16 protein-coding genes are annotated in these 19,301 nt (G+C 57.5%); 6 read left to right on the forward strand and 10 right to left on the reverse strand.

What is annotated here, in order from left to right; translation table 11 throughout:
* The first annotated feature begins 193 nt into the window (after positions 1 to 193).
* The gene (gene speA / locus O2597_RS11090) at positions 194 to 2,104 is read left to right on the forward strand and encodes a biosynthetic arginine decarboxylase (protein WP_269524790.1); all 1,911 of its coding nucleotides are present in this window, start codon (positions 194 to 196) and stop codon (positions 2,102 to 2,104) included.
* Here speA and O2597_RS11095 read toward each other — a convergent pair.
* Together O2597_RS11095 and O2597_RS11100 are read right to left on the reverse strand one after the other, a co-directional pair.
* Entirely contained in the window at positions 2,089 to 2,928 is an 840-nt protein-coding gene (locus O2597_RS11095; protein WP_269524792.1) for a methylated-DNA--[protein]-cysteine S-methyltransferase, read from the reverse strand. The two genes, speA and O2597_RS11095, sit on opposite strands and share 16 nt — an antisense overlap.
* A gap of 242 nt (positions 2,929 to 3,170) precedes the next feature.
* Positions 3,171 to 4,625, reverse strand: a complete 1,455-nt coding sequence (locus O2597_RS11100) for an NAD-dependent succinate-semialdehyde dehydrogenase (protein WP_269524794.1) — start codon at positions 4,623 to 4,625, stop codon at positions 3,171 to 3,173.
* A gap of 170 nt (positions 4,626 to 4,795) precedes the next feature.
* Here O2597_RS11100 and O2597_RS11105 point away from each other — a divergent pair, with 170 nt between their 5' ends.
* The 3 genes from O2597_RS11105 to O2597_RS11115 all read left to right on the forward strand — a co-directional run bounded on the left by O2597_RS11105 (position 4,796) and on the right by O2597_RS11115 (position 8,888).
* Complete coding sequence (locus O2597_RS11105; protein ID WP_269524796.1) at positions 4,796 to 6,181, forward strand: MATE family efflux transporter; 1,386 nt, start codon at positions 4,796 to 4,798, stop codon at positions 6,179 to 6,181.
* 142 nt (positions 6,182 to 6,323) lie between these two features.
* On the forward strand, positions 6,324 to 8,141 hold the full coding sequence (locus O2597_RS11110) for an adenine deaminase C-terminal domain-containing protein (protein ID WP_269524798.1): 1,818 nt from the start codon (positions 6,324 to 6,326) through the stop codon (positions 8,139 to 8,141).
* A 39-nt stretch (positions 8,142 to 8,180) separates the two neighbouring features.
* Positions 8,181 to 8,888, forward strand: a complete 708-nt coding sequence (locus O2597_RS11115; RefSeq protein ID WP_269524800.1) for a TetR/AcrR family transcriptional regulator — start codon at positions 8,181 to 8,183, stop codon at positions 8,886 to 8,888.
* 9 nt (positions 8,889 to 8,897) lie between these two features.
* Here O2597_RS11115 and hpt read toward each other — a convergent pair whose 3' ends face one another.
* From hpt to O2597_RS11150, 7 genes are all read right to left on the reverse strand, one after another.
* On the reverse strand, positions 8,898 to 9,479 hold the full coding sequence (hpt, locus tag O2597_RS11120) for a hypoxanthine phosphoribosyltransferase (protein ID WP_269524802.1): 582 nt from the start codon (positions 9,477 to 9,479) through the stop codon (positions 8,898 to 8,900).
* Between the two features lie 76 nt (positions 9,480 to 9,555).
* A complete protein-coding gene (gene ffh / locus O2597_RS11125; protein WP_269524804.1) occupies positions 9,556 to 10,914 on the reverse strand; it encodes a signal recognition particle protein in 1,359 nt (452 codons plus the stop codon).
* A gap of 199 nt (positions 10,915 to 11,113) precedes the next feature.
* The gene (locus O2597_RS11130) at positions 11,114 to 12,541 is read right to left on the reverse strand and encodes a hypothetical protein (protein ID WP_269524806.1); all 1,428 of its coding nucleotides are present in this window, start codon (positions 12,539 to 12,541) and stop codon (positions 11,114 to 11,116) included.
* A gap of 35 nt (positions 12,542 to 12,576) precedes the next feature.
* Complete coding sequence (locus O2597_RS11135; protein WP_269524808.1) at positions 12,577 to 13,350, reverse strand: outer membrane lipoprotein-sorting protein; 774 nt, start codon at positions 13,348 to 13,350, stop codon at positions 12,577 to 12,579.
* Between the two features lie 31 nt (positions 13,351 to 13,381).
* On the reverse strand, positions 13,382 to 15,661 hold the full coding sequence (locus tag O2597_RS11140; RefSeq protein ID WP_269524809.1) for an efflux RND transporter permease subunit: 2,280 nt from the start codon (positions 15,659 to 15,661) through the stop codon (positions 13,382 to 13,384).
* Between the two features lie 106 nt (positions 15,662 to 15,767).
* Positions 15,768 to 15,995, reverse strand: coding sequence for a YgaP family membrane protein (locus tag O2597_RS11145; protein ID WP_269524811.1), 228 nt, complete (start codon positions 15,993 to 15,995; stop codon positions 15,768 to 15,770).
* Positions 15,996 to 16,004: 9 nt separating this feature from the next.
* The gene (locus O2597_RS11150) at positions 16,005 to 16,346 is read right to left on the reverse strand and encodes an ArsR/SmtB family transcription factor (RefSeq protein WP_269524813.1); all 342 of its coding nucleotides are present in this window, start codon (positions 16,344 to 16,346) and stop codon (positions 16,005 to 16,007) included.
* A gap of 205 nt (positions 16,347 to 16,551) precedes the next feature.
* Here O2597_RS11150 and O2597_RS11155 point away from each other — a divergent pair, with 205 nt between their 5' ends.
* Together O2597_RS11155 and lpxA are read left to right on the forward strand one after the other, a co-directional pair.
* On the forward strand, positions 16,552 to 17,889 hold the full coding sequence (locus tag O2597_RS11155; protein WP_269524814.1) for a bifunctional UDP-3-O-[3-hydroxymyristoyl] N-acetylglucosamine deacetylase/3-hydroxyacyl-ACP dehydratase: 1,338 nt from the start codon (positions 16,552 to 16,554) through the stop codon (positions 17,887 to 17,889).
* Positions 17,890 to 17,900: 11 nt separating this feature from the next.
* Positions 17,901 to 18,677: an acyl-ACP--UDP-N-acetylglucosamine O-acyltransferase gene (lpxA, locus tag O2597_RS11160; protein ID WP_269524816.1), complete on the forward strand. Its 777-nt coding sequence runs from the start codon at positions 17,901 to 17,903 to the stop codon at positions 18,675 to 18,677.
* Positions 18,678 to 18,702: 25 nt separating this feature from the next.
* Here lpxA and O2597_RS11165 read toward each other — a convergent pair whose 3' ends face one another.
* The gene (locus O2597_RS11165; protein WP_269524817.1) at positions 18,703 to 19,221 is read right to left on the reverse strand and encodes a PAS domain-containing protein; all 519 of its coding nucleotides are present in this window, start codon (positions 19,219 to 19,221) and stop codon (positions 18,703 to 18,705) included.
* Positions 19,222 to 19,301: the final 80 nt, after the last annotated feature.

Below are 19,301 nucleotides of genomic sequence, written 5' to 3' on the forward strand. Positions count from 1 at the left end.
TAGAGTAAATGCTCCAGTGATTCAAGATGATTTAACGATGTTTTGACGTCGTGTGGTGCTGCGGCAGGATATTTTTGATATCTTGCCGCGGGTTTACTCTTGGCTGCCAGCCTCGCGTTTTTTCTTTCGTTGTGCAGGCGGATTCGTCATCTTTCGCGACTCTCCACCCGCCAAGTCAATATTGCATATGGATATGAAAGCTGAGCCCACATGGACCGTGAATGATGCCGAGGAATACTACGGCCTGAAGCGCTGGGGGGGCGGCCACTTTCAAGTGGATGCGGAGGGCTATATGTGTGTCCGGCCACTCCGGAATGAGCGTACCATCCGGATCCACGATATTATCAAGGAAGCGAAGAGCAAGGGGCTCAGCTTGCCGTTGACGATCCGTATTCAGGATATGCTGCGCACACGTGTTACGGAACTGAACGAGCACTTCCGTAATGCGATCCAGGATGAGGGGTATGCGGGTAAATACCGCGGGGTCTTTCCCATCAAGGTGAATCAACTGCGCGAGGTCATCGAAGAGATTCAGGATGCGGGCAAGACCTACAACTATGGTCTCGAGTGCGGCAGCAAGCCGGAGCTGATGATTGCCCTGGCCATGCATAAGGATCCAAAGGCGCTCGTTATCTGCAACGGTTACAAGGATGACGACTTTATCCGTTTGGCGCTCTATGGCCGGAAGTTGGGCAAGGAAATCTTTCTGGTGGTGGAGCAGCTGAGCGAGGTGCCCCGCATTATTGCGATCAGCAAGAAGCTGGATGTGCGTCCCTTGATCGGCTTGCGCATCAAGCTCTCGACCGCCGGAGAAGGCAAATGGGCCAGTTCCTCGGGTGAAGGGGCCAAGTTCGGTCTGACCAGCCCCGAAATTGTGGATGCGGCCCGCCGGCTCAAACGTGCCGGGATGTCGGACTGCCTCCAGTTGATACACTTTCATATCGGTTCGCAGGTGCCGAATATCCAGACGATCAAGAAGGCCACGGTGGAAGCCACGCGTTTCTATTGTGAGTTGACCCGTATGGGCTTTCCCATGCGCTTGATTGACGTCGGCGGCGGTCTCGGGGTGGACTATGACGGTTCACGCAGCAACTACGAGAGCTCCATGAATTACACCATGCGGGAATATGCCCGGGACGTGGTCTACAATATCAAGAATGTGTGTACCGATGAGGAAATCGCCGTTCCGGATATCGTGACCGAAAGCGGCCGGGCTATCGTGGCGCCACATTCCATTTTGGTCACAGAAGTGTGCGACCGAATTTCCAAAAACTCGGTGGATTTCAAGCCCGGCAAAAAGAAGAAGCGCAATGTCATCCTGCGGGACCTCGAAGCGATTTTGGAGAACGCACACAACTCGACACCGCTGGAGCGTTACCACGATGCGCTTCAGAAGAAGGAAGAGGTGAACAACCTCTTTAGCCTGGGGTATTTGAACCTGTCGGAGCGGGCGGAGGCCGATGCGCTGTATTGGCAGATTTGCCAGCAACTCGCGGAGATTGGAAAAGCCGCCAACTATACGCCCGAAGAGTTGGAGAACCTGCCAAAGATGATGGCGGAGCAATACGTATGCAACTTCTCGGTCTTCCAGTCCTTGATCGACCACTGGGCCTGCGACCAGTTGTTTCCCGTTGCGCCACTTCACCGCATGAACGAGCGGCCGGACGTCGATGCGACGCTCGTGGATATCACCTGTGACAGCGAGGGTAAGATCGACGAGTTTACCGATGTGGAGGATGTACGTTCTTCGATACGCCTGCACGGACTGAAGGACAAGCAGCCTTACTACCTCGGAGTGTTTCTGGTTGGAGCCTATCAGGACATTATGGGGGACCTGCATAACCTCTTTGGCCGGGTGAACGAAGTGCACGTTTTTCTCGAGGATGATGAAGAGGATGATTTCTACATCGAGGACAGCATTCAGGGATTTACCGTGAATCAGGTGCTGGGCTTTACCCAGTATGACGGACATCTCCTGACGCGCCAAATGAAGAAGCAGGTGGATCGCGCGACCAAGGCCGACCGGATCAAGCCGCGTGAGGGGACCCGCATGCTGGATGACTACGCGAAGCTTTTGACCGGCGGGACTTATTTATCGACCTGAGCGAGGGCTTCCCGGGCCAGCATGGCGGTTTTTCGTGTGCGACCCCAGCGATAGCCCCCGAGTGCTCCGGTCTCCCGTATGACCCTGTGGCAGGGGATGAGGTAAGCGATCGGATTGCTGCCAATTGCATTGCCGACCGCCCGTGCCGCACCTTCCTTGCCGATCGCATGGGCGATCCGGCCGTAGGTACTGAGGGCGCCTTCCGGAACTGCGAGTAGTGCTTGCCAGACTCGTATCTGAAAGGGAGTGGCACGCACATGGGCCCGCAGGCTTTGTTCGGGGCGTACGGTCCCTGTAGGATGGAAGATCCGGTTGGCCCATGCCTGCGCCATCTCGTCGTCGCGGACAAATCCGGCATTCGGCCATAGTTCCCTGATGGTGGTGTTGAGGGATGTTTCGGTGGGCGATGTTTCGAAGGCCAGCGCGCAGAGTCCGCGCGGGCTTTGCGCGATGCGGGCTGTTCCGAAAGGCGTGTCCGCATAGCCGACCTTCAAGGTCCAGCCGGCGCCGCCGGAACGTATTTCGCCGGGGCTGGCCGCCTCCAGTTTCAAGCAAAGGTCGTGGAGCCGGCCGGGGCCCGAAAGTCCCGAATCGAGGGCAGTTTCGAGAAGAGGGTGCCCGTCTGCGAGTCGCTTTCGGGAGTGGGCAAAGGTCAGCGCCTGAAGGAATTCCTTCGGCGTTGCGCCGGCCCATCGGGTAAATAAACGGTGGAAGTGGTGCGGACTCAAGCCGGCCATCGACGCCAGTTCGGTTAAGTCCGGTTGTCGCGTGTGATGGCTGTCCAGGTACTCGATAATTCGGGCGATCCGGTCGTAGTCGTTCATGTGGGCATTATACCTATTCGATTTAATTATGGCGTCTCTTAAATCCGTCATCGGCGTAACCGCCGATGCTACGAATCCGCGCGGATGTAGCCTCCGGCGTGAGCCGGATGACGGCGATACCGCCAGAATTATTTAGAATTGGCATTATATGCGGATCGGGTTGCGGACGCCACCCGATCCTTGCTCCTTGTTTTGTCGCGGGCAAATGCATCTTATGTTTGAGGGTAAGTTGTATCGATATTTTAAATACCACCCATGCACATGTACTTGATCTCGATGTAGTCATCGATGCCGTACCTCGAGCCCTCGCGCCCGTGGCCGGATTGCTTGACGCCGCCGAAGGGAGCCATCGCATTGGAAACCAGCCCTTCGTTGATGCCGACGATGCCGAATTCCAGCGCTTCGCCGACCCGCCAGATGCGACTGTGATCGAGCGTGTAGAAATACGCGGCCAGCCCGTATTCCGTGTTGTTGGCCAGCTCGATCGCTTCAGCTTCCGTGTCGAATTTGAAAACAGCAGCGACCGGGCCGAAGATTTCCTCGCGGAAGCAGCGCATGGCCGGGGTGCATCCGCTTAGGATCGTCGGCTCGTAAAAGCAGGGGCCCAGTTCGGAAACTTTGCCTCCGGCGTTTGCTTGCGCGCCTAAGGACAGTGCGTCCTGGACGATTGCGTCGACCTCTTTCGCCGCCTGCTTGTGAATGAGCGGGCCCATGTCGACCGCCGGATCGGTGCCTGCGCCCATCTGGAGCCGTGATACCTCTGTATGAAGCCGTTCGACGAAGCGGTCATGGATGCCTGATTGAACCAGAATCCGGTTGGCACAGATGCAGGTCTGGCCGGCATTTCTGTATTTGGACGCCATGGCACCTGCGATGGCCGCATTCAGGTCGGCATCATCAAAGACGATGAAGGGGGCGTTCCCTCCGAGTTCCATGGAGGTCTTCTTGACTGTGGCTGTGCACTGTTCCTGCAATAGTTTGCCGACTGCCGTGGAACCGGTGAATGTGAGTTTTCGGACCAGCGGGTTCTTCGTGAGTTCCTGGCCAATGACTGCGGAATTGCTGCCGCAGACAACGTTGAATACACCGGGAGGGATGCCTGCCTCCTCAGAGAGGGCGGCGAGGGCGAGGGCCGAGAGCGGTGTTTCGTGTGCGGGTTTTGCCACGAAGGTGCAGCCAGCTGCCAGGGCGGGCGCCGCTTTACGGGCGAGCATGGCATTGGGGAAATTCCAGGGAGTGATCGACGCGACCACGCCGACGGCTTGCTTGATGACGACGATGCGCTTGTCGTTCGCGGGCGGTGGGATCATGTCGCCGTAGATGCGCTTGGCCTCCTCGGCAAACCATTGGATGTAGCTGCCCCCGTAGGCGATCTCTCCGGCGGCTTCACTCAGGGGCTTGCCTTGTTCCGATGTGAGAATGCTTGCCAGGGCATCCTTATGTTGGAGCACCAGCCCATGCCAGCGGCGCAGGAGTTCCGAACGCTCCTGCGCGGTCTTTGCCCGCCAGACGGGGAGGGTCGCTTCGGCCGCTTCGATGGCCTGGCGGGTCTCTTCCGCGCCGCAGTCGGCGACTTGAGCGATGCTTTCACCGCTGGCCGGATTGCTGACGTTGAATTTTAGGCCGCTCTGTGCGTCAAGCCACTGGCCGTTAATGTAGGCTTGTGTACGGGTGAGGGAATGGGGTGTCAAAGTCATGGGATTTTTCAGAGCCGATCGATGGAATATGACACTTTCTCTAGTCGTGGGCAACCGCATCAGGGAATATCAATCTTGATCGGCTTGCTTGCTGCCAAAGTGTGGAAAATGCGACCGTGGCTTGAAAACGGAGGTTGTGCGCGTTCTTCATTTGAAACAATTGTTTCATTATGTCCGAACGACCTTCATCCGCCGCACGACTCACTCAGCGACCAGTGCTCACCACGCTATTGCGCATGGCGGTGCCGATGCTCGGCGGGACCTTTGCGATGAATGCCTTCAATCTGGCGGATACCTGGTTTGTCGCGCAGCTCGGAACCCTTCCGCTTGCGGCGATGGGCTTCAGCTTCCCGGTGGTTATGTTTCTGATCTCGCTTTCAGCTGGCCTGGGGATGGGAGCCACGGCTGTGGTTTCGCACGCCCTCGGGGCGGACCGGCATGAGGAGGCGAGGGTTCTTACCACGCATACGCTGATCCTGAGCGTTTCGATCGTCGCCGTGATCTCGGTTGCCGGGTGGCTGACAATAGATCCGCTTTTCAGCCTACTGGGGGCGGGGGATGACGTCATGCCTCTGGTGCGTGAATACATGACGGTCTGGTATTCCGGGGTGGTCTTTATGGTCTTGCCGATGACCGCCGCCAATATCGTCCGGGCTACCGGTGACACCGTCCGGCCGAGCATGATCATGATGGGAAGTTCCATCCTGAACATCATTCTCGATCCGATCATGATCTTCGGCTTTGCCTTTGTCCCGGCCATGGGAATCAAGGGAGCCGCACTCGCGACCCTGATCACCCGGGCCTTTTCCTGCACTGCGGTGCTTTATGTTCTGGGGCGGAAGCATCATCTCATCAGTCTTCGCCATTGGTCGCCGCGCTCCATGTTGCGCTCTTGGGGTGAAGTCTTGAAGATCGGTTTGCCCAGTTGCCTGAGTAGTGTGCTCATGCCGATTTCCGGAGCGGTGATCACGTGGCTGGTGGCGCAGCATGGGCCGGAGGCCGTGGCGGCCTGCGGCGCTGCGGGGCGTGTGGAAATGTTCGCCTTCATGGTCCCCATGGCGCTCGGTATTTCGCTGGTGCCCTTTGTCGGGCAAAATTTCGGTGCCGGCCGGCTCGACCGGGTTCGTGATGCCCAGCGCTACAGTTACCTCTTTGCTTTCGGATTCGGTTTGTTCATGGCGGTGGTGTTTGCGATCTTCGCCGGTCCCATCGCGAGAATCTTCAGCGAAGACGAGACGGTGATTCGTATCCTGAGTCGCTATATGTGGATCATGCCGGCAGGCTACGGTATGATGGAGGTGCATCGCTACTGCGGCTTCTTTCTCAATGGGATCAAGCAACCCCTTCATTCCTTCGGAGTGAACCTTGTGCGCGTGTTGGTGCTGCTGTTGCCGCTTTCGCTCGCCGGCAATTTATGGTTCGGGCTTTACGGGATCTTCTTTGCCAGAGTCTTGACAGACCTTCTTTCCGGGGGTGTCGGTGTTCTTTGGTCGGTGCGCGTCTTGAATGGCCTGATTCGTGCAAAGCTCTCACGAGAGCCGGTGCCGCTTGCCTAAAGATGGGGGCGTGTTTGGGGGCAGCTTGGATGCTTTGCGTGCATACTTAAGTAAGTGCTTACTTATTTGCGTGGCTTGGCATTGCGAATGCTGCCGGAGGGCTGGTACTTCCTTTCAATCAACGATTCAACCCATCCAATCCATGCCGACACGTTTCTCCGTTCCACCCCTATCTTCAGTCTCCCGCCAACTGGCGGACGTCGCGTCGGCTCGCAGTGCGCCGGATCTGGTCATCACCGGGGGGCGCGTGTTGTCGCCCTACAGCGAGCGTTTTCTTCCGGACAAGGAAATCTGGGTGACGGCGGGCCGGATTGCCGCGGTGAAGGCTGCGGGAAGCTACAAGGCGTCGGGCCTGTCCGGCGCAAACGTTTACGATGTGAACGGAGGCATTCTGGCACCGGGCGGGGTCGATCCGCACGTGCACATCGAAAGCAGCATGATGACGGTCTGCGCCTATGCAGAGGCCGCACTCTTGAATGGAACGACCACACTATTCTGCGACAGTCATGAGATCGGGAATGTGAGCGATGTAGCAGGTATCGAGTGGATGTTGGAGGATGCACGGCATGCGCCGCTTTCGGTTTTTTTGACGGTCCCGAGTACGGTCCCCGCGGCCGGTGCCCAATTTGAAACGGCGGGAGGTGACCTGACCCCGGACAAGATCGGTGAGATCTTTGACCAGTGGCCGGAAGCGGTCGCACTGGGAGAAAAAATGGACCATGTAGCGGTCACGCTGGGGGATCCCCGGAGCCATGCGATTCTGGCGGAAGCCCACAAACGGGGCCGTCCGGTGTGCGGGCATTGCTATGGGCAGGAGTTCGTGGCGGCCTATGCCGCCAGCGGCATTACCGATACGCACGAGGCGATTGATGAGGCTATTGCGGAGGAATTCCTGGAGTCCGGTCTCTGGTTGTTCATGAGGGCGGGGAATCCCCGGACGGCCTGGCATGCCTTGCCGGACATCATCACTCTGGTGACGAAGTTGGGGGCCAATACCAAGCGACTTTGCCTCTGCACGGATGACCGCGATGCCGAGGATCTCTTTCTTTTCGGTTTGGACTGGTGCGCACGTGAGACGATGCGCAGCGGCTTGAATCCTCTGCAGGCCTGGAGCATGATTTCGCTGCACCCGGCGACACGTTACGCAATGGATCATGAGATTGGTGCCCTGGGGCATTCACGTCGCGCTGATATAGTACTTCTGGACGATGCATTTGTGCCCCAAAATACCTGGTACGGCGGCGAGCTCCTGATTGAAGGGCGTAAGCCCACGCCGCAATTGGAGGAGCAATTGACGCACAAACGCTGGCCTTATCCGCAGGCTGCCTATGAGACTGTCCGTCTCCCCGGACAGGTGGAGTTGATTCCCGAACTCCCGGATGCGCCCTGCGTTGCGAATGTGATGGAAGTCAAGCTGCCGGGGGTGGCTTGTTTCCATCAGCCGATGGAACTGGAGGCCTACCCGGATTGGACGTCTTTGCTCGGCGCTCACGATCTCTGTCATGTGGCTGTCGTTGAACGCCATGGCCTTACCGGCACTGTTGGGCACGGGCTGATGGCTGGCTTTAAGCTGAGCTCCGGAGCCGTGGCTTCCAGTGTCGGGCATGATGCGCACAATATCGTCATTGCCGGTGCGGATGAAGCGTCCATGGAGATTGCCCTGCGTGCAATTGAGACCATGCGGGGTGGAATCGTGATGGTGGAGGATGGAGAAGTGATTGCCTCCGTGCCCCTGCCGCTTTCCGGCTTGCTCTCGGACAAGCGGGCGACGGACGTGCAGGCTGAAACGGAAGTATTCAAGCGGGCATGGGAGGCGAAGGGACTGGGGATTCCATATATGGGCTTCAACCTGATTCCGCTTTCCGTGATTCCTGATATCCGTCTGACCGACAAGGGGCTGATCATCGTGAAGGAACTCCGCCAGATTCCGCTGTTTGAGCCTGTGGACTCTGAAAGCTAAAGGCTTGCCGCTTGAGTTGCAGCCTCCTTCATTGAGTTGATGGCAGACACAAAGAAGCGCAGGTTATCCGCGGAAGCGCGCAAGGAGGCGATCCTCTCCGCGGTGCTTCCACTTTTTGCGGAGAAGGGCTTGAGCGGGGTTTCCACGCGCGAGTTGGCGAAGGCCTGCGATGTGTCCGAGGCCTTGATCTTCCGTTATTTCCCGACCAAGGAAGCGCTCTTTGAGGAGATTCTGACGCGCTATGAGCACCGTATCGAGCCGGTAGTCGTACGCTTGGCTCGCAAGTTGGAGCCGGGGACCGGGGCTTTGGTACAGCTGGTCTTCATGTTCATCCGGCTGGTGGTGATACATGAGCCCTCGCTGGGCGATCCCACGGTTCGGCTTTTCTATCGCAGCTTTACCGAGGACGGCGTCTTTGCCCGTCGCTTCCTCAAGCGTTGGGTGCCTCCGATCAAGCGTTTCTTCGATGATTCCCTCAACGTGGCGCAAGAATGTGGTGATGTTCGCCTGCCGGATATCCCCGCGGAGAACCTCTTTCATTTCGTCCAGCACCTGGCGAGTGCCTCCGGCCTGGTACGTCTGCAATCACCGCCTGTCGTACGATACCGGGGCCGCATTGATTCGGTGGCGGTGCAGATGACCCGTTTTGCGCTCACCGGTCTTGGAATGAAAGAAGCTGCGATCCAGCGCTATCTCACGGAAGAGGCCATGACGGTCTGGGTCGAGCTGGAGCAGCAGGCGCTGTAGCTCCTGCGATCAGCCCCACTCCGGCGGGTTCTGCAATTCCGGCTTGAGAACCCCGATGCAGGGCAATTGGCGGTAGCGTTCGGCAAAGTCCAAACCGTAGCCGACGACGAATTCATCGGGCACGACAAAGCCCACGTAGTCGGCTTCGAAGTCCACCTTGCGGGGAGTCTGCTTGTCCAGCAGGACGCAGGTCTTCAGGCTGGCGGGCCCCATCTTCCGGATGACCTCCACGATTTTGGAGAGCGTGTTACCGGTATCGAGTATGTCGTCGATGAGCAAGACGTGGACGTCCTGCAGATCCAGCCGGATGCGGTCGATGATCTCCGGTGTACGCACGGGTTTCGCTTCGTCGTGGTAGCTGGAGACACGGACGCAGTCCAGTTGGAGCGGCAGATTGATTTGGCGGATCAGGTCGGCTACGAAAATGACGGCACCATTGATAATGGCGATTACGGCAATTTCCTGGCCCTTGTAGTCCGCTGAAATTTGCCGTCCGAGCTCATGCAGCCGGGACTTCAGGGCAGTCTCGTCGACCAGAATGGTGTCCAGGTCTTCCAGTGGTGATTCGATATCAAGGTCGTCGTTCAGCATCGTAGCAACTTATCGATGCAGTTTGAGCACTTTTCAAGCCGATCCTTACATCCGCGCCCCGACGCCAGCCTGTCGTCTACATGCCTGGCATGCCCGGCATGCCGCCGTTTTCGTCCATTTGAGCCTTCATGGCCTTCATCATCTTCCGGCCTTTGCCGCCCCGCATCATCTTCATCATTTTCTGCATCTGGCCGAACTGCTTGAGCAGCGCGTTGACCTCCTTGACCTGGACGCCCGAGCCATCGGCTACCCGTTTCAAGCGGCTGCCGCGGAGGAGGCGCGGTTGCTGGCGCTCCTGCTTCGTCATCGAAAGGATGATGGCTTCGGTGCGGGCCATTTTCTTTTCTTCCTCGTCCCCGATCTGCAGGCCACTGGCTCCGGGCAGCATGCCCACGATCGAGCCGAGCGAACCCATTTTCTTGACTTGTTGCATCTGGGCGAGGAAGTCCTCCAGGTTGAAGTCGGCCTTGCGCAGCTTTTCCGCCATCCGCTCGGCGTCCTTCTGGTCGATGGTCTCCTGGGCTTTCTCGACCAGGGAGACCACGTCGCCCATGCCGAGGATCCGCGAAGCCATCCGGTCGGGGTGGAAGACCTCGAATTCGTCCGGCTTTTCCCCGATCCCCATGAACTTGATGGGCGTATCGGTGATCGTCTTCATTGAGAGGGCGGCACCCCCGCGCGCATCGCCGTCCAACTTGGTCAGGATGATGCCGGTGATATTGACGGCTTCATGGAAATGCTTGGCCACGTTGACTGCTTCCTGACCGAGCGCGGCGTCTGCCACCAGCAGGATTTCGTCGGGCTGTACCGCATTTTTCAGGTCCTTGATTTCTTCGATCAGGTCATGGTCGATCTGGAGCCGGCCGGCAGTGTCGAAAATGATAAGGTTCGCCTCGGCATTTTTGGCGGCATCCAGGCCGCGCTTGCCGATTTTCACCACATTCTTTTCCTCCCGGTCGCCGTAGAAAAAGCAGTTTTCGGCCTTGGCCAATGTTTCGAGCTGGTCAATCGCGGCCGGGCGGTAGACGTCGCAGGCTACCAGTGCGGGCCGGTAGTCCCGCTTTTTGGCCAAATAGCGGGCCAGTTTGCCCGAACTTGTGGTTTTACCGGAGCCATGCAGGCCCACCATCATGATGCGCAGCGGCTTCTTGTCCTCCAGCTCGGTCGCACCTTCGCCGAGGAGTTTGACCAGTTCATCGTGGATGATCTTGATCACCTGCTGGCCGGGTGTCACCGATTTGAGCACTTCCTGACCGACGCATTGCTCCTGGACGTTGCTGACAAATTCGCGGGCGACCTTGAAGTGGACATCCGCTGAAAGCAGCGCCTTGCGCACCTCTTTCAGCGCCTCTTCCATGTTCTCTTCGGTCAGTTTACCGACACCACGGAGGTTGCGGAGGGCTTGGCCGAGCTTGTCTGTCAGGTTTTCGAGCATGATTGGGATACGGGATACGGGATACGGGACAGGGCTTGCAACGGGAAAGTTGCTTACTTCTTCCGAGATGTAGGGTGACCTGCGCTGAATGGCACGCACTAAAGGCGACAGTTCCGGTCATCTAGCGCTTGAGGCGAAGCGCTCGGCGACTTGCTTCAGCCGGAAGGCAGGTCTGGACCCTGCCCAGTTGATCTACGGGCTAAAAACTGCGGCGCAGGGAGAAGTAAACGTTGGTGTTGTTTTCGAACTGGCCGAAGAAGGTATGCTTGTGCTCGCCGAAGAACACGTTTGCGCCGACCGTGCTCTGCCATTGGTCGTTGATCTTATAGAGCAGGTTCGGTCGGAGGTAGGTATCCTCGTCTGTCGGCGAGTAGAAGACAAAGATCGAGAGGCGCAGGTCTTGCATCATGAGCAACTTCGTGAGTTGGACAGTGAGCAGGTGGCGCGTTTCATCCCTTGCGGCGGCTCCTTCGGGAAGCGTGTCCAGATAGTCGTCATAATGGTCCATGTGCTCGACATACCATTGGAAAGACCCGGTCAACTCGCTCGCGAGTTCGTGTTCATAACCCACGAGGAAGCGGTATTCGGAGTTCCGGATGAGCGGATCGTCGCCGCCCGAATCGTCCCCGCTATAGTAGTACCCGAACTCGGCTTTGGCGATTCCTCCGGCGATGGGTTTGAGTGCACTGGCACCACCGACGGTCAGACGGGGAAAGATGGCTTTGCCTTTTGTGTTTTGGCCGGCCGGACTCTTCCAATAGCCGTGGTAGGCGTAGAGTGCGACTTCCGTGCTTCCGATAAGTCGATGCAGGCGGGCTGCGATTTCGCCGGAATCGGGCAGCTCTGTCCTTACCTCCTGATCTTCCCCGCCGATCACACCGGTGGCATCGCTGTAATAGGACAAGCGTTCCCCGCTGATGTAGCGATCGGGGGCGAAACGGGGCGTGTAGACGATGTCGAGGTTGGCCGGCTCGCTATAGTAATTCAGCCGAAGCGCGTTGCCGGGAGCCTTCAGGTATTCATCGTCTCGGCCGAGTAGGAAGGATTGCCAATCTTTGGGAAAGAGGTCGTTGATGAATAGGTAGTCGCCTGTGCCCCAAGTGTTGACTTGGCGTCCGGCCTTGAGGTCGATCCGGTCCGAAAGCGGGCTACTGATCCATAGTTCACGCACATCCATCCAGCCTTTGCCTCGACGCAGGTCAATCGATCGCTCGTCGGAAAATGCATCGCCGATGAGGTCGACAGTGGCCTGCCCGGAGGTCGATTTGTAGTGTGCGCTGAGGTCGAGTTGCCAGCGTAGCTCGGCCAGTGAAGCTTCAGGCTCTACCGGATTCTCCTGTGTCCAGGCGCCTGCCCTCAGTTCAGCGAAGCCGTTCAGGTCCCAACGGATTGGGCCGGGTGAGTTTGCCTCGGGTATTGCCGTTTCGCCTGGGGAGGCTGGGGGCTCCCCGAGACCGACGGGCAGACTGGGTTCATCGCCGCCCAATCCTTCCGGCAAGGCAGGCGCCTCGCCAGAGAGCCCGGCCGGCAGGGCTGGTTCGTCCGATCCGAGCCCCAAAGGCAGGGGTGGCTCCTCTGCGAGGCATGTGGCTGCGGTTAGCAGGAAGATCAACGACGATTTCAGCATGAGCGTGGGGACGGAGGCTTGCTTTTAGGGGGGGGCTAATTGAGGTACTGGTGAGGCGGAGTTCGGAGGTAACGCTCCGTAAATATATCGGCCTCGATGCCGAGGTCATATTGCACCTTACTGTAAGTCAAGGTGGTGCTGCCTCCGCGGTCGAGATCCGTCATTTTGGACACCATGACGGTTGGCTGCCCTTGGATCGTTTCAACTTTTAGGGCCTGATAGTTGCGGTAGACCTTGCCTTGCTTGTTCGTGTATTCGGTTTTGACCGGCAGGAAGCTACTTTTGTGGATCCAGGTCTTGTAGCTGGCGAACTCGACCTTGTCCGGCTGCTTCGGTTTGCTGAGCAGAACGTAATAGTTGTCAGTGGTTTCCAGCAATTCATGTTCGTCCTCGGTGGGGGAACGTCCGGAGACATCTTCATAGTAGAAGTGACTGCCGACGAAGCTGGTGCGCTCGTCACTGGCCGCGATGCGGCGGACCAAGTCAAGCGCAGGCAGGTAAAGCCAGCGGTCGTCATCGCCATCCGGATGCTTGTAGACGAGAAAGACCGTATCGGCAACATCGGCCGGTTCCTGGAAATACACGTAGAAGCGCTGGTCGCCCAAGTCGGTTTCATCGTGACGCAGGATGGTCAACTCGCGGCTGCGTTCCCGGTTCTGGGCGTCGGTAATCGTCATGGTCACGTGGGCGCGGCCGTCTTGTCCCGTGTAATAGGACGCTGCGGCTGCCTTGTTGGCGACCTCCTGCGCGGTGATGGCAAAGGCGTGGCTTGCCAGGATAAGAAATAGACTGGGGAGGATACGTTTCATGATGTGTAAGGTTGCGGGAATGAGTGCTGAGTCATTCGGTGGGTGCGTTTTTGAACAGTTGCTTTTCGAAGACCGTTATCAGTGCCGGAAGTACGAGGAGTGAGACCAAGCCTGCGATCAGCAGGATTGCGGAGATGAGCATGCCGACTGTCTGGTAAGGCACCAAAGGGGCGAGCAGCAGTGGGGTGAATCCCACGCCGATGACGATGATGTTGCGGGTGATCGCACGTGCCGGCTCGCCGAACATTTCCGGAAGGGTGGATTTCCAGTCCGGGTGACGCAGCCTCGTCACGCGGCTGCGCGCGAGGAAGTGGATGGCGTAGTCGACGGCCAGTCCGAGGCTGAGCGAGGAAAGCACGGCGACGGGCATGTCATAGGACTTCCCGACCAGACCGATGATGCCGTAGATGATGGCGATGCTCAGGGTCAAAGGAATCATGGAGAGCGTGCCCCACCAGACGGAGCGGAAGAGCACGATCATCAGAACCAGGACGATGGCGAAGGAGGAGAGCAGGGCTTCCAGCATGCCGGCGACCATCTTTTCCTGCCAGATGACATTGATATAGGTGAGGCCGAACCAGTCGGATGTGGCTTCCGAGGGGATCGGATGGTCTTTCATGTATTGGTCGGCGTACTTGACCACGCTGCTCATCTCGCGGTTGTCGCCGCTGTTGAGCTGTAGCCAGACGACGGCTTTGGAGAAGTCGGGTGTGACGAAGTGGTAGAGGTCACTCGGGCGGTGGCTGCTTTCAAAGGTCAACAGGGTCTGGGCGACCGCCCGGTTGCTCCCGGGGATCCGGTAATAGTCGGAGTTGCCCTCCATCATCTCGCGGTAGACCGTTTGCACGATCGCGGTGACGGATGTGGTCTTTCCGACATTCGGATGGGCTTCGAGCTCCGCCTGGAACTTATTCAGGTAATTGAGCATCTCCGGGTCCTTGAAGGCGTTTTCCTGGCCTGCATCGATCAGGATGTAAGCGGGGTAGGTTCCGGAAAAGCGTTCGTTGAGGATCTTGTCGGCGACCCGTATCCGGTGCTTCGGCTCAAACCATTTGACCGGATTGTCGTTGATCTGGATGCGGCTGATGCCGTAGGCGGAAATGCCCAGAAGTAACAGGGCAAGTGCCAGGATCATTTTGGGGAAGGAGCCGGTCAGGCGTGCCATGCCTCGAAGGAGCCCGCTGCTGTGGTCGCCGTCCTGATGCTTGAGCCCGAAGTTGTTCAAGGACTTTTCCGGCAGCATCAAGATATAGGCTGGGATGAAGGTAACCGTGAGTAACCAGGCCAACATCACGCCGGTTGCGATAAACCCCCCGAAAATCTGGACTGGCGGAATCGGAGCCAGCATGAGTGAGCCAAAACCGGCCGTCGTGGTCAGGGAGGTGAAAAACATCGGTTTCCACAGTTCATGCATCACTTGGCGGATGGTGTCCCGCTTGTTGCCGATCAGGTGATAGCGGTCGTAGAATTCCGAGAGAATATGTACCGCATCCAGGACGGCGATCGGCATGATGAAAATCGGAATCATGGACGACATGATGTGGATCGTCTGTCCGCTCGCGATCAATGCTCCCATCGTGATGATCACGGTCATCATGGCCACCAGCATCGGTGAGAGGATCAGGCCGAAACGCTTGAAGAAGAGCAGCATGAGCGCGAAGATCAGTGCCATCGCCATGGGCGCGGAGATCGCCATTTGGACGAACATCTGCACCCCGAAAGTGTCGTTGGCGACCGGCAGGCCGGTGATGTGGTAGGCTTCGCCGTCGGCTTTGTCCAGACTGTCGATTTTCTGCAGGAGTGCCGTCGAGATCCGGTTGCTCATGTCTTTGCTTTGGATCGGGATATAGAGCATCAGTGATTTGCCGTTCTCGTCGATCAACGATCCGCGCATCATGGGCAGCCGCAGCATTGCATCGCGGATCTGTGTGGCCTCGGCTTCGGTCTGGGGAGGCTTGGGCATCAGCCAGTTGAAGGACACCGCACCGATGCCAGCCTGCTCGATATTGTCGACGGTGGAGGGGGCGATCAACTCGGGGGCGATCACGCCTTCGAGCGATTTGGCGTATTCGGTCAACGCGTAGATATTGCCCAGTGTCTTGGTGTTAAAGACCCCGTCGGGGTTGACGTCGTTGACCACGCCAAGCACGATCTGGTCGTAGAGCGTGAATTCGGTTTTCTCCGCGCGGTGGAGGATCCTCGCAGGGTTATCCGAGGCCAGCATATTTTCCGGGTCCGTGTCGACCTTCACTCCGTTCAGGTAGGGGAAGGTCTTTGGGGAAATACTGGGAAGAGCCGCCAGTAAGAGCATGGCAAGTGTTATGACTGCGCTGACGGCTATAATTGTCCGTGGCCTTCGCAGAGTGAATTCGACGAACGGTTTCATAGGCGGGGGATGTCGGGGATGGAGGATTGGGCTATTCTGAATCAGCCTGATTCTTGCCCTTGAAAGCGCAGCCGGCGGGGATGCCGAATGCACGGAGTAGATAGACGATGGGACAGAAGCCGGTGAAGGCTGCCTGGATCATGTTGCAACCAGCAAAGACGGTGAGCAGTAGCCACCAGTTGCTGATGAAAAAAGCGAGGGCGACGCTCGTCAGAACGACGCATCCTGCGAAGATCATGACTGCTTTATCGAGGTTCATAGCCTGCCTTTATTTTGATTGTTCGGTATTGTTCTCTTGTTCGACAGTGCCGAGGGTGCACTGGAAATTGTGGCAAAAACTGCGGAGAGCATCGCAGTTTATTGAGTAGCAAGTCTTAGGACCCTTGTTTTGACGCTGAAGCAAGCCGACCTTTACGAGCACTTGCAGGTGTTGCGAAATCGTTGCCTGGGCCAGTGGAAGCATCGCCACGATTTCACCGCAGGAGGCTGCGCCTTTCTCCTGAAGCAGGTTGATGATCGCAATTCGCGCGGGATGCGCCATCGCTCCGGCGAAAGCGGCGAGTTCGCTATATTCGGCCGAAAAGCGGTCTGTATGGTTCAGTGCCATCATTTCTTTATCGTAATATTGCGATATGCGATAAGGAAGTCAAATGAACGGAGGTAATATTCCTTATTATTCAGGAATGGGACCTGCGGAATGGCGGCACGGAGCCAAAACGGATGCTTTACATGTTCGTGACAAGTCCTAGCTTGGGGCATTTCCACTAGCTGTGCTCCATTCCGGACCCAGCCCAACGTGTCTTATTACCAATTTCATGAAGCAGCGCACCATCTTGAGGGAAGTCTCCATTAGCGGGAAGTCCTTGCACACGGGCGAAGAAGTCCATCTCACGCTTAAACCGGCACCGGTGAATCACGGGATTGTCTTTAAGCGCATGGACCTTTACGGCAAGCCGGAGCTCAAAACGCTGATCGACTTGGTTGACGATCTGGTGCGGAGTACCACCATTGCGGACGGTCATGCCAAGGTGCATACTGTCGAGCACGTACTGAGCGCTCTGAATGGCTGCGGGGTCGATAACGTGCTGATCGAGATGGATGCCAGTGAGCCCCCTATCCTGGATGGTTCAGCCAAGCATTTTGTCAACTTGGTCCAACAGGCGGAACCGGTCGAACAGGATGCGGAACGTGAATATTTCGTCCTCGACGAGCCGATTTCTGTGACCCGTGGCAGCAGTTCCATTATTGCCCTGCCGCATGACGGTTTCCGTATCACCTGCACCTCGGCGGATGACCGCGGCATCCATACCCAGCACCTGATGCTTGATGTGGATCCCGAGACCTACATCGCGCAGATTGCTCCGGCACGTACGTTCACCATCTACGAGGACATTGAGGAGTTGCTCAAGCTGGGCAAGATCAAGGGCGGCAGTCTCGACAGTGCCATCGTTATCAAAGGAGATAAAATCGTTTCCAAGGAACCGCTGCGTTTCAAGGACGAGTTTGTCCGTCACAAGATGCTCGATATCATCGGTGACATCGTTCTTGTGGGGATGCCGATCAAGGCGCACATCATCGGGGTGCGGCCCGGCCACGCCCTGAATGCCGAGCTTTCCAAGGCGCTGCGCAAGAAGATGCTGGATAAGGCCAAGGGGGCGAAAAAGGAGGCGGCAGCCAAGGACCGACCGAGAATGGTGGAAGCACACGAAAGCAGCCTTGATATTCGCCGTGTGCTGGACCTGCTCCCGCATCGCTATCCCTTTGTCATGATCGACCGTGTGTTGGAGATCATCGACGAAAACGAGTTGGTGGCCCTCAAGAACGTGACCATCAATGAACCTTACTTTCAAGGGCACTATCCGGGACGTCCTGTCATGCCGGGGGTCCTGCAGATTGAAGCCATGGCCCAGGCGGCCGGTGTGCTCCTGCTCCGGCGCATTCCCGTAGGGGAGAACAAAATCGCCTTTTTCATGAGCACGGACAAGGTGAAGTTCCGTCAGGCCGTCGAGCCCGGAGATTCCCTTGAGGTGCATGTGAAGCTGAACAAGGTTCGTGGCAACAAGTTGGCCAATGCCAGTGCCGAGTGCAAGGTTGGCGGCAAGGTCGTCTCTAGCGCCGAACTGATGTTCATGTTGGCGGATACTCAGGACTAAGGAGCACGCACATGTCGACGGAAATACATTCCACCGCTGTCATCGAAGACGGGGCTGAATTGGACGACGGCGTCCGCGTCGGGCCCTACGCCTACATCGGCCCCATGGCCAAAATCGGCAAGGGCACACATGTGATGCACCATGCCACCGTGGATGGAGCTACGACCATGGGCGAAAACAACGAGGTGCATCCCTATGCCTATGTCGGGGGCAAGACTCATGATTTGAAGTACCGTGGCGGTTCGCCGGGGCTGCGGATCGGATCGGGCAATGTCTTCCGCGAATTTACCACTGTGCACTGCGCGACAACGGAGGAAACCGAGACCGTACTGGGTGACCACAATCTCATTCTGTCATACAGTCATGTGGCCCACGAATGTATTGTCGGGAATCACTTGGTCATGAGTAGCCATGCGGCTTTGGGAGGCCATGTGGAGGTCGGAGACCACGTCAATATCGGATGGGGTTCCGGCGTGCACCAGTTCTGCCGGATCGGCGACTACGCGATGGCGGGTGCAGCCTCCAAGGTTGTTCAGGACATTCCACCTTACATGATCGGGGACGGCAATCCCGCCATGGTTCGGACCACCAATAAGGTTGGTATGGAGCGTTCGGGATTTACCCCGGATCAGGTCTCTTTGGTGCGGCGCATCTTTAAGGTTTTCTACAAGGAAGGGCTCAATCGTAGCCAAGCCATCGAGAAACTCGTGGCGACGGAGGATGCGGAAGATCCCGTGGTCCGGGCCTTCCTTGAATTCGTCCAAGGCAGCCAGCGGGGCTTGGCTTAAGCTAGGCCGGGCGTTGTCCTTCGGATTAGCGGCGTCTCAGGTCCTGGAGACGTTCGTCCTGTTTTGAGCTGCTGCTTGTGTCGATCGGTTCGATTTGGAGCAAGGTGTATGGCTGCCCATTGACACGCATCGTGATACAGCCGATCCGGCAGTGTATGGTCTGGTTGCTGTATTCAAGTTGGATGTGGCAGTTCTTCACCGCGACGCGGCCGGACTGGCTTGCCATGTACGCGCGCAAGGCCTGGCAAAAACGGCAATGCCAGGAGGTGCCGCAGCCATTGGAGTCCTCGGTGGCATGGCAACAGTGCATGACCTCGCCCGGGCGGCACCCGTAGGCTTTGGCCGGATCGTCCAAGCCCAACATTCGCAGGCAGGTTGGATTCAGGTACACGATTTGCCGGTGCTGGTTCAGCAGCATTAGGTTTTCATCCAGCTGGTCGTACAGGTCGACGAGGCTACTGCAGGACTTGATGGAGGTGATTTGCTGGTAGAGTTCTTCCCAGCTGGACCGTTCGGCCGATGCAAATTCGGTATAGAGCCTCATAGATACCTCCTTACGGTTAATCTAGGGCAATCGACGTAAAGGTCTAACGTAAATACGACTTTGCTGCTGCCTATAAGGAT

It is taken from the genome of Coraliomargarita parva (assembly GCF_027257905.1).
GTDB lineage: Bacteria > Verrucomicrobiota > Verrucomicrobiia > Opitutales > Coraliomargaritaceae > Coraliomargarita_A > Coraliomargarita_A parva.

What these genes read in the sequence shown, in the direction of transcription:
- O2597_RS11135 (WP_269524808.1), bottom strand. Translation starts at nt 13,350, where the DNA reads ATGAAACGTATCCTCCCCAGTCTATTTCTTATCCTGGCAAGCCACGCC.
- O2597_RS11095 (WP_269524792.1), bottom strand. Translation starts at nt 2,928, where the DNA reads ATGAACGACTACGACCGGATCGCCCGAATTATCGAGTACCTGGACAGC.
- ffh (WP_269524804.1), bottom strand. Translation starts at nt 10,914, where the DNA reads ATGCTCGAAAACCTGACAGACAAGCTCGGCCAAGCCCTCCGCAACCTC.
- O2597_RS11140 (WP_269524809.1), bottom strand. Translation starts at nt 15,661, where the DNA reads ATGCTCTTACTGGCGGCTCTTCCCAGTATTTCCCCAAAGACCTTCCCC.
- hpt (WP_269524802.1), bottom strand. Translation starts at nt 9,479, where the DNA reads ATGCTGAACGACGACCTTGATATCGAATCACCACTGGAAGACCTGGAC.
- O2597_RS11145 (WP_269524811.1), bottom strand. Translation starts at nt 15,995, where the DNA reads ATGAACCTCGATAAAGCAGTCATGATCTTCGCAGGATGCGTCGTTCTG.
- O2597_RS11110 (WP_269524798.1), top strand. Translation starts at nt 6,324, where the DNA reads ATGCCGACACGTTTCTCCGTTCCACCCCTATCTTCAGTCTCCCGCCAA.
- O2597_RS11155 (WP_269524814.1), top strand. Translation starts at nt 16,552, where the DNA reads ATGAAGCAGCGCACCATCTTGAGGGAAGTCTCCATTAGCGGGAAGTCC.
- O2597_RS11100 (WP_269524794.1), bottom strand. Translation starts at nt 4,625, where the DNA reads ATGACTTTGACACCCCATTCCCTCACCCGTACACAAGCCTACATTAAC.
- lpxA (WP_269524816.1), top strand. Translation starts at nt 17,901, where the DNA reads ATGTCGACGGAAATACATTCCACCGCTGTCATCGAAGACGGGGCTGAA.
- speA (WP_269524790.1), top strand. Translation starts at nt 194, where the DNA reads ATGAAAGCTGAGCCCACATGGACCGTGAATGATGCCGAGGAATACTAC.
- O2597_RS11165 (WP_269524817.1), bottom strand. Translation starts at nt 19,221, where the DNA reads ATGAGGCTCTATACCGAATTTGCATCGGCCGAACGGTCCAGCTGGGAA.
- O2597_RS11130 (WP_269524806.1), bottom strand. Translation starts at nt 12,541, where the DNA reads ATGCTGAAATCGTCGTTGATCTTCCTGCTAACCGCAGCCACATGCCTC.
- O2597_RS11105 (WP_269524796.1), top strand. Translation starts at nt 4,796, where the DNA reads ATGTCCGAACGACCTTCATCCGCCGCACGACTCACTCAGCGACCAGTG.
- O2597_RS11150 (WP_269524813.1), bottom strand. Translation starts at nt 16,346, where the DNA reads ATGATGGCACTGAACCATACAGACCGCTTTTCGGCCGAATATAGCGAA.
- O2597_RS11115 (WP_269524800.1), top strand. Translation starts at nt 8,181, where the DNA reads ATGGCAGACACAAAGAAGCGCAGGTTATCCGCGGAAGCGCGCAAGGAG.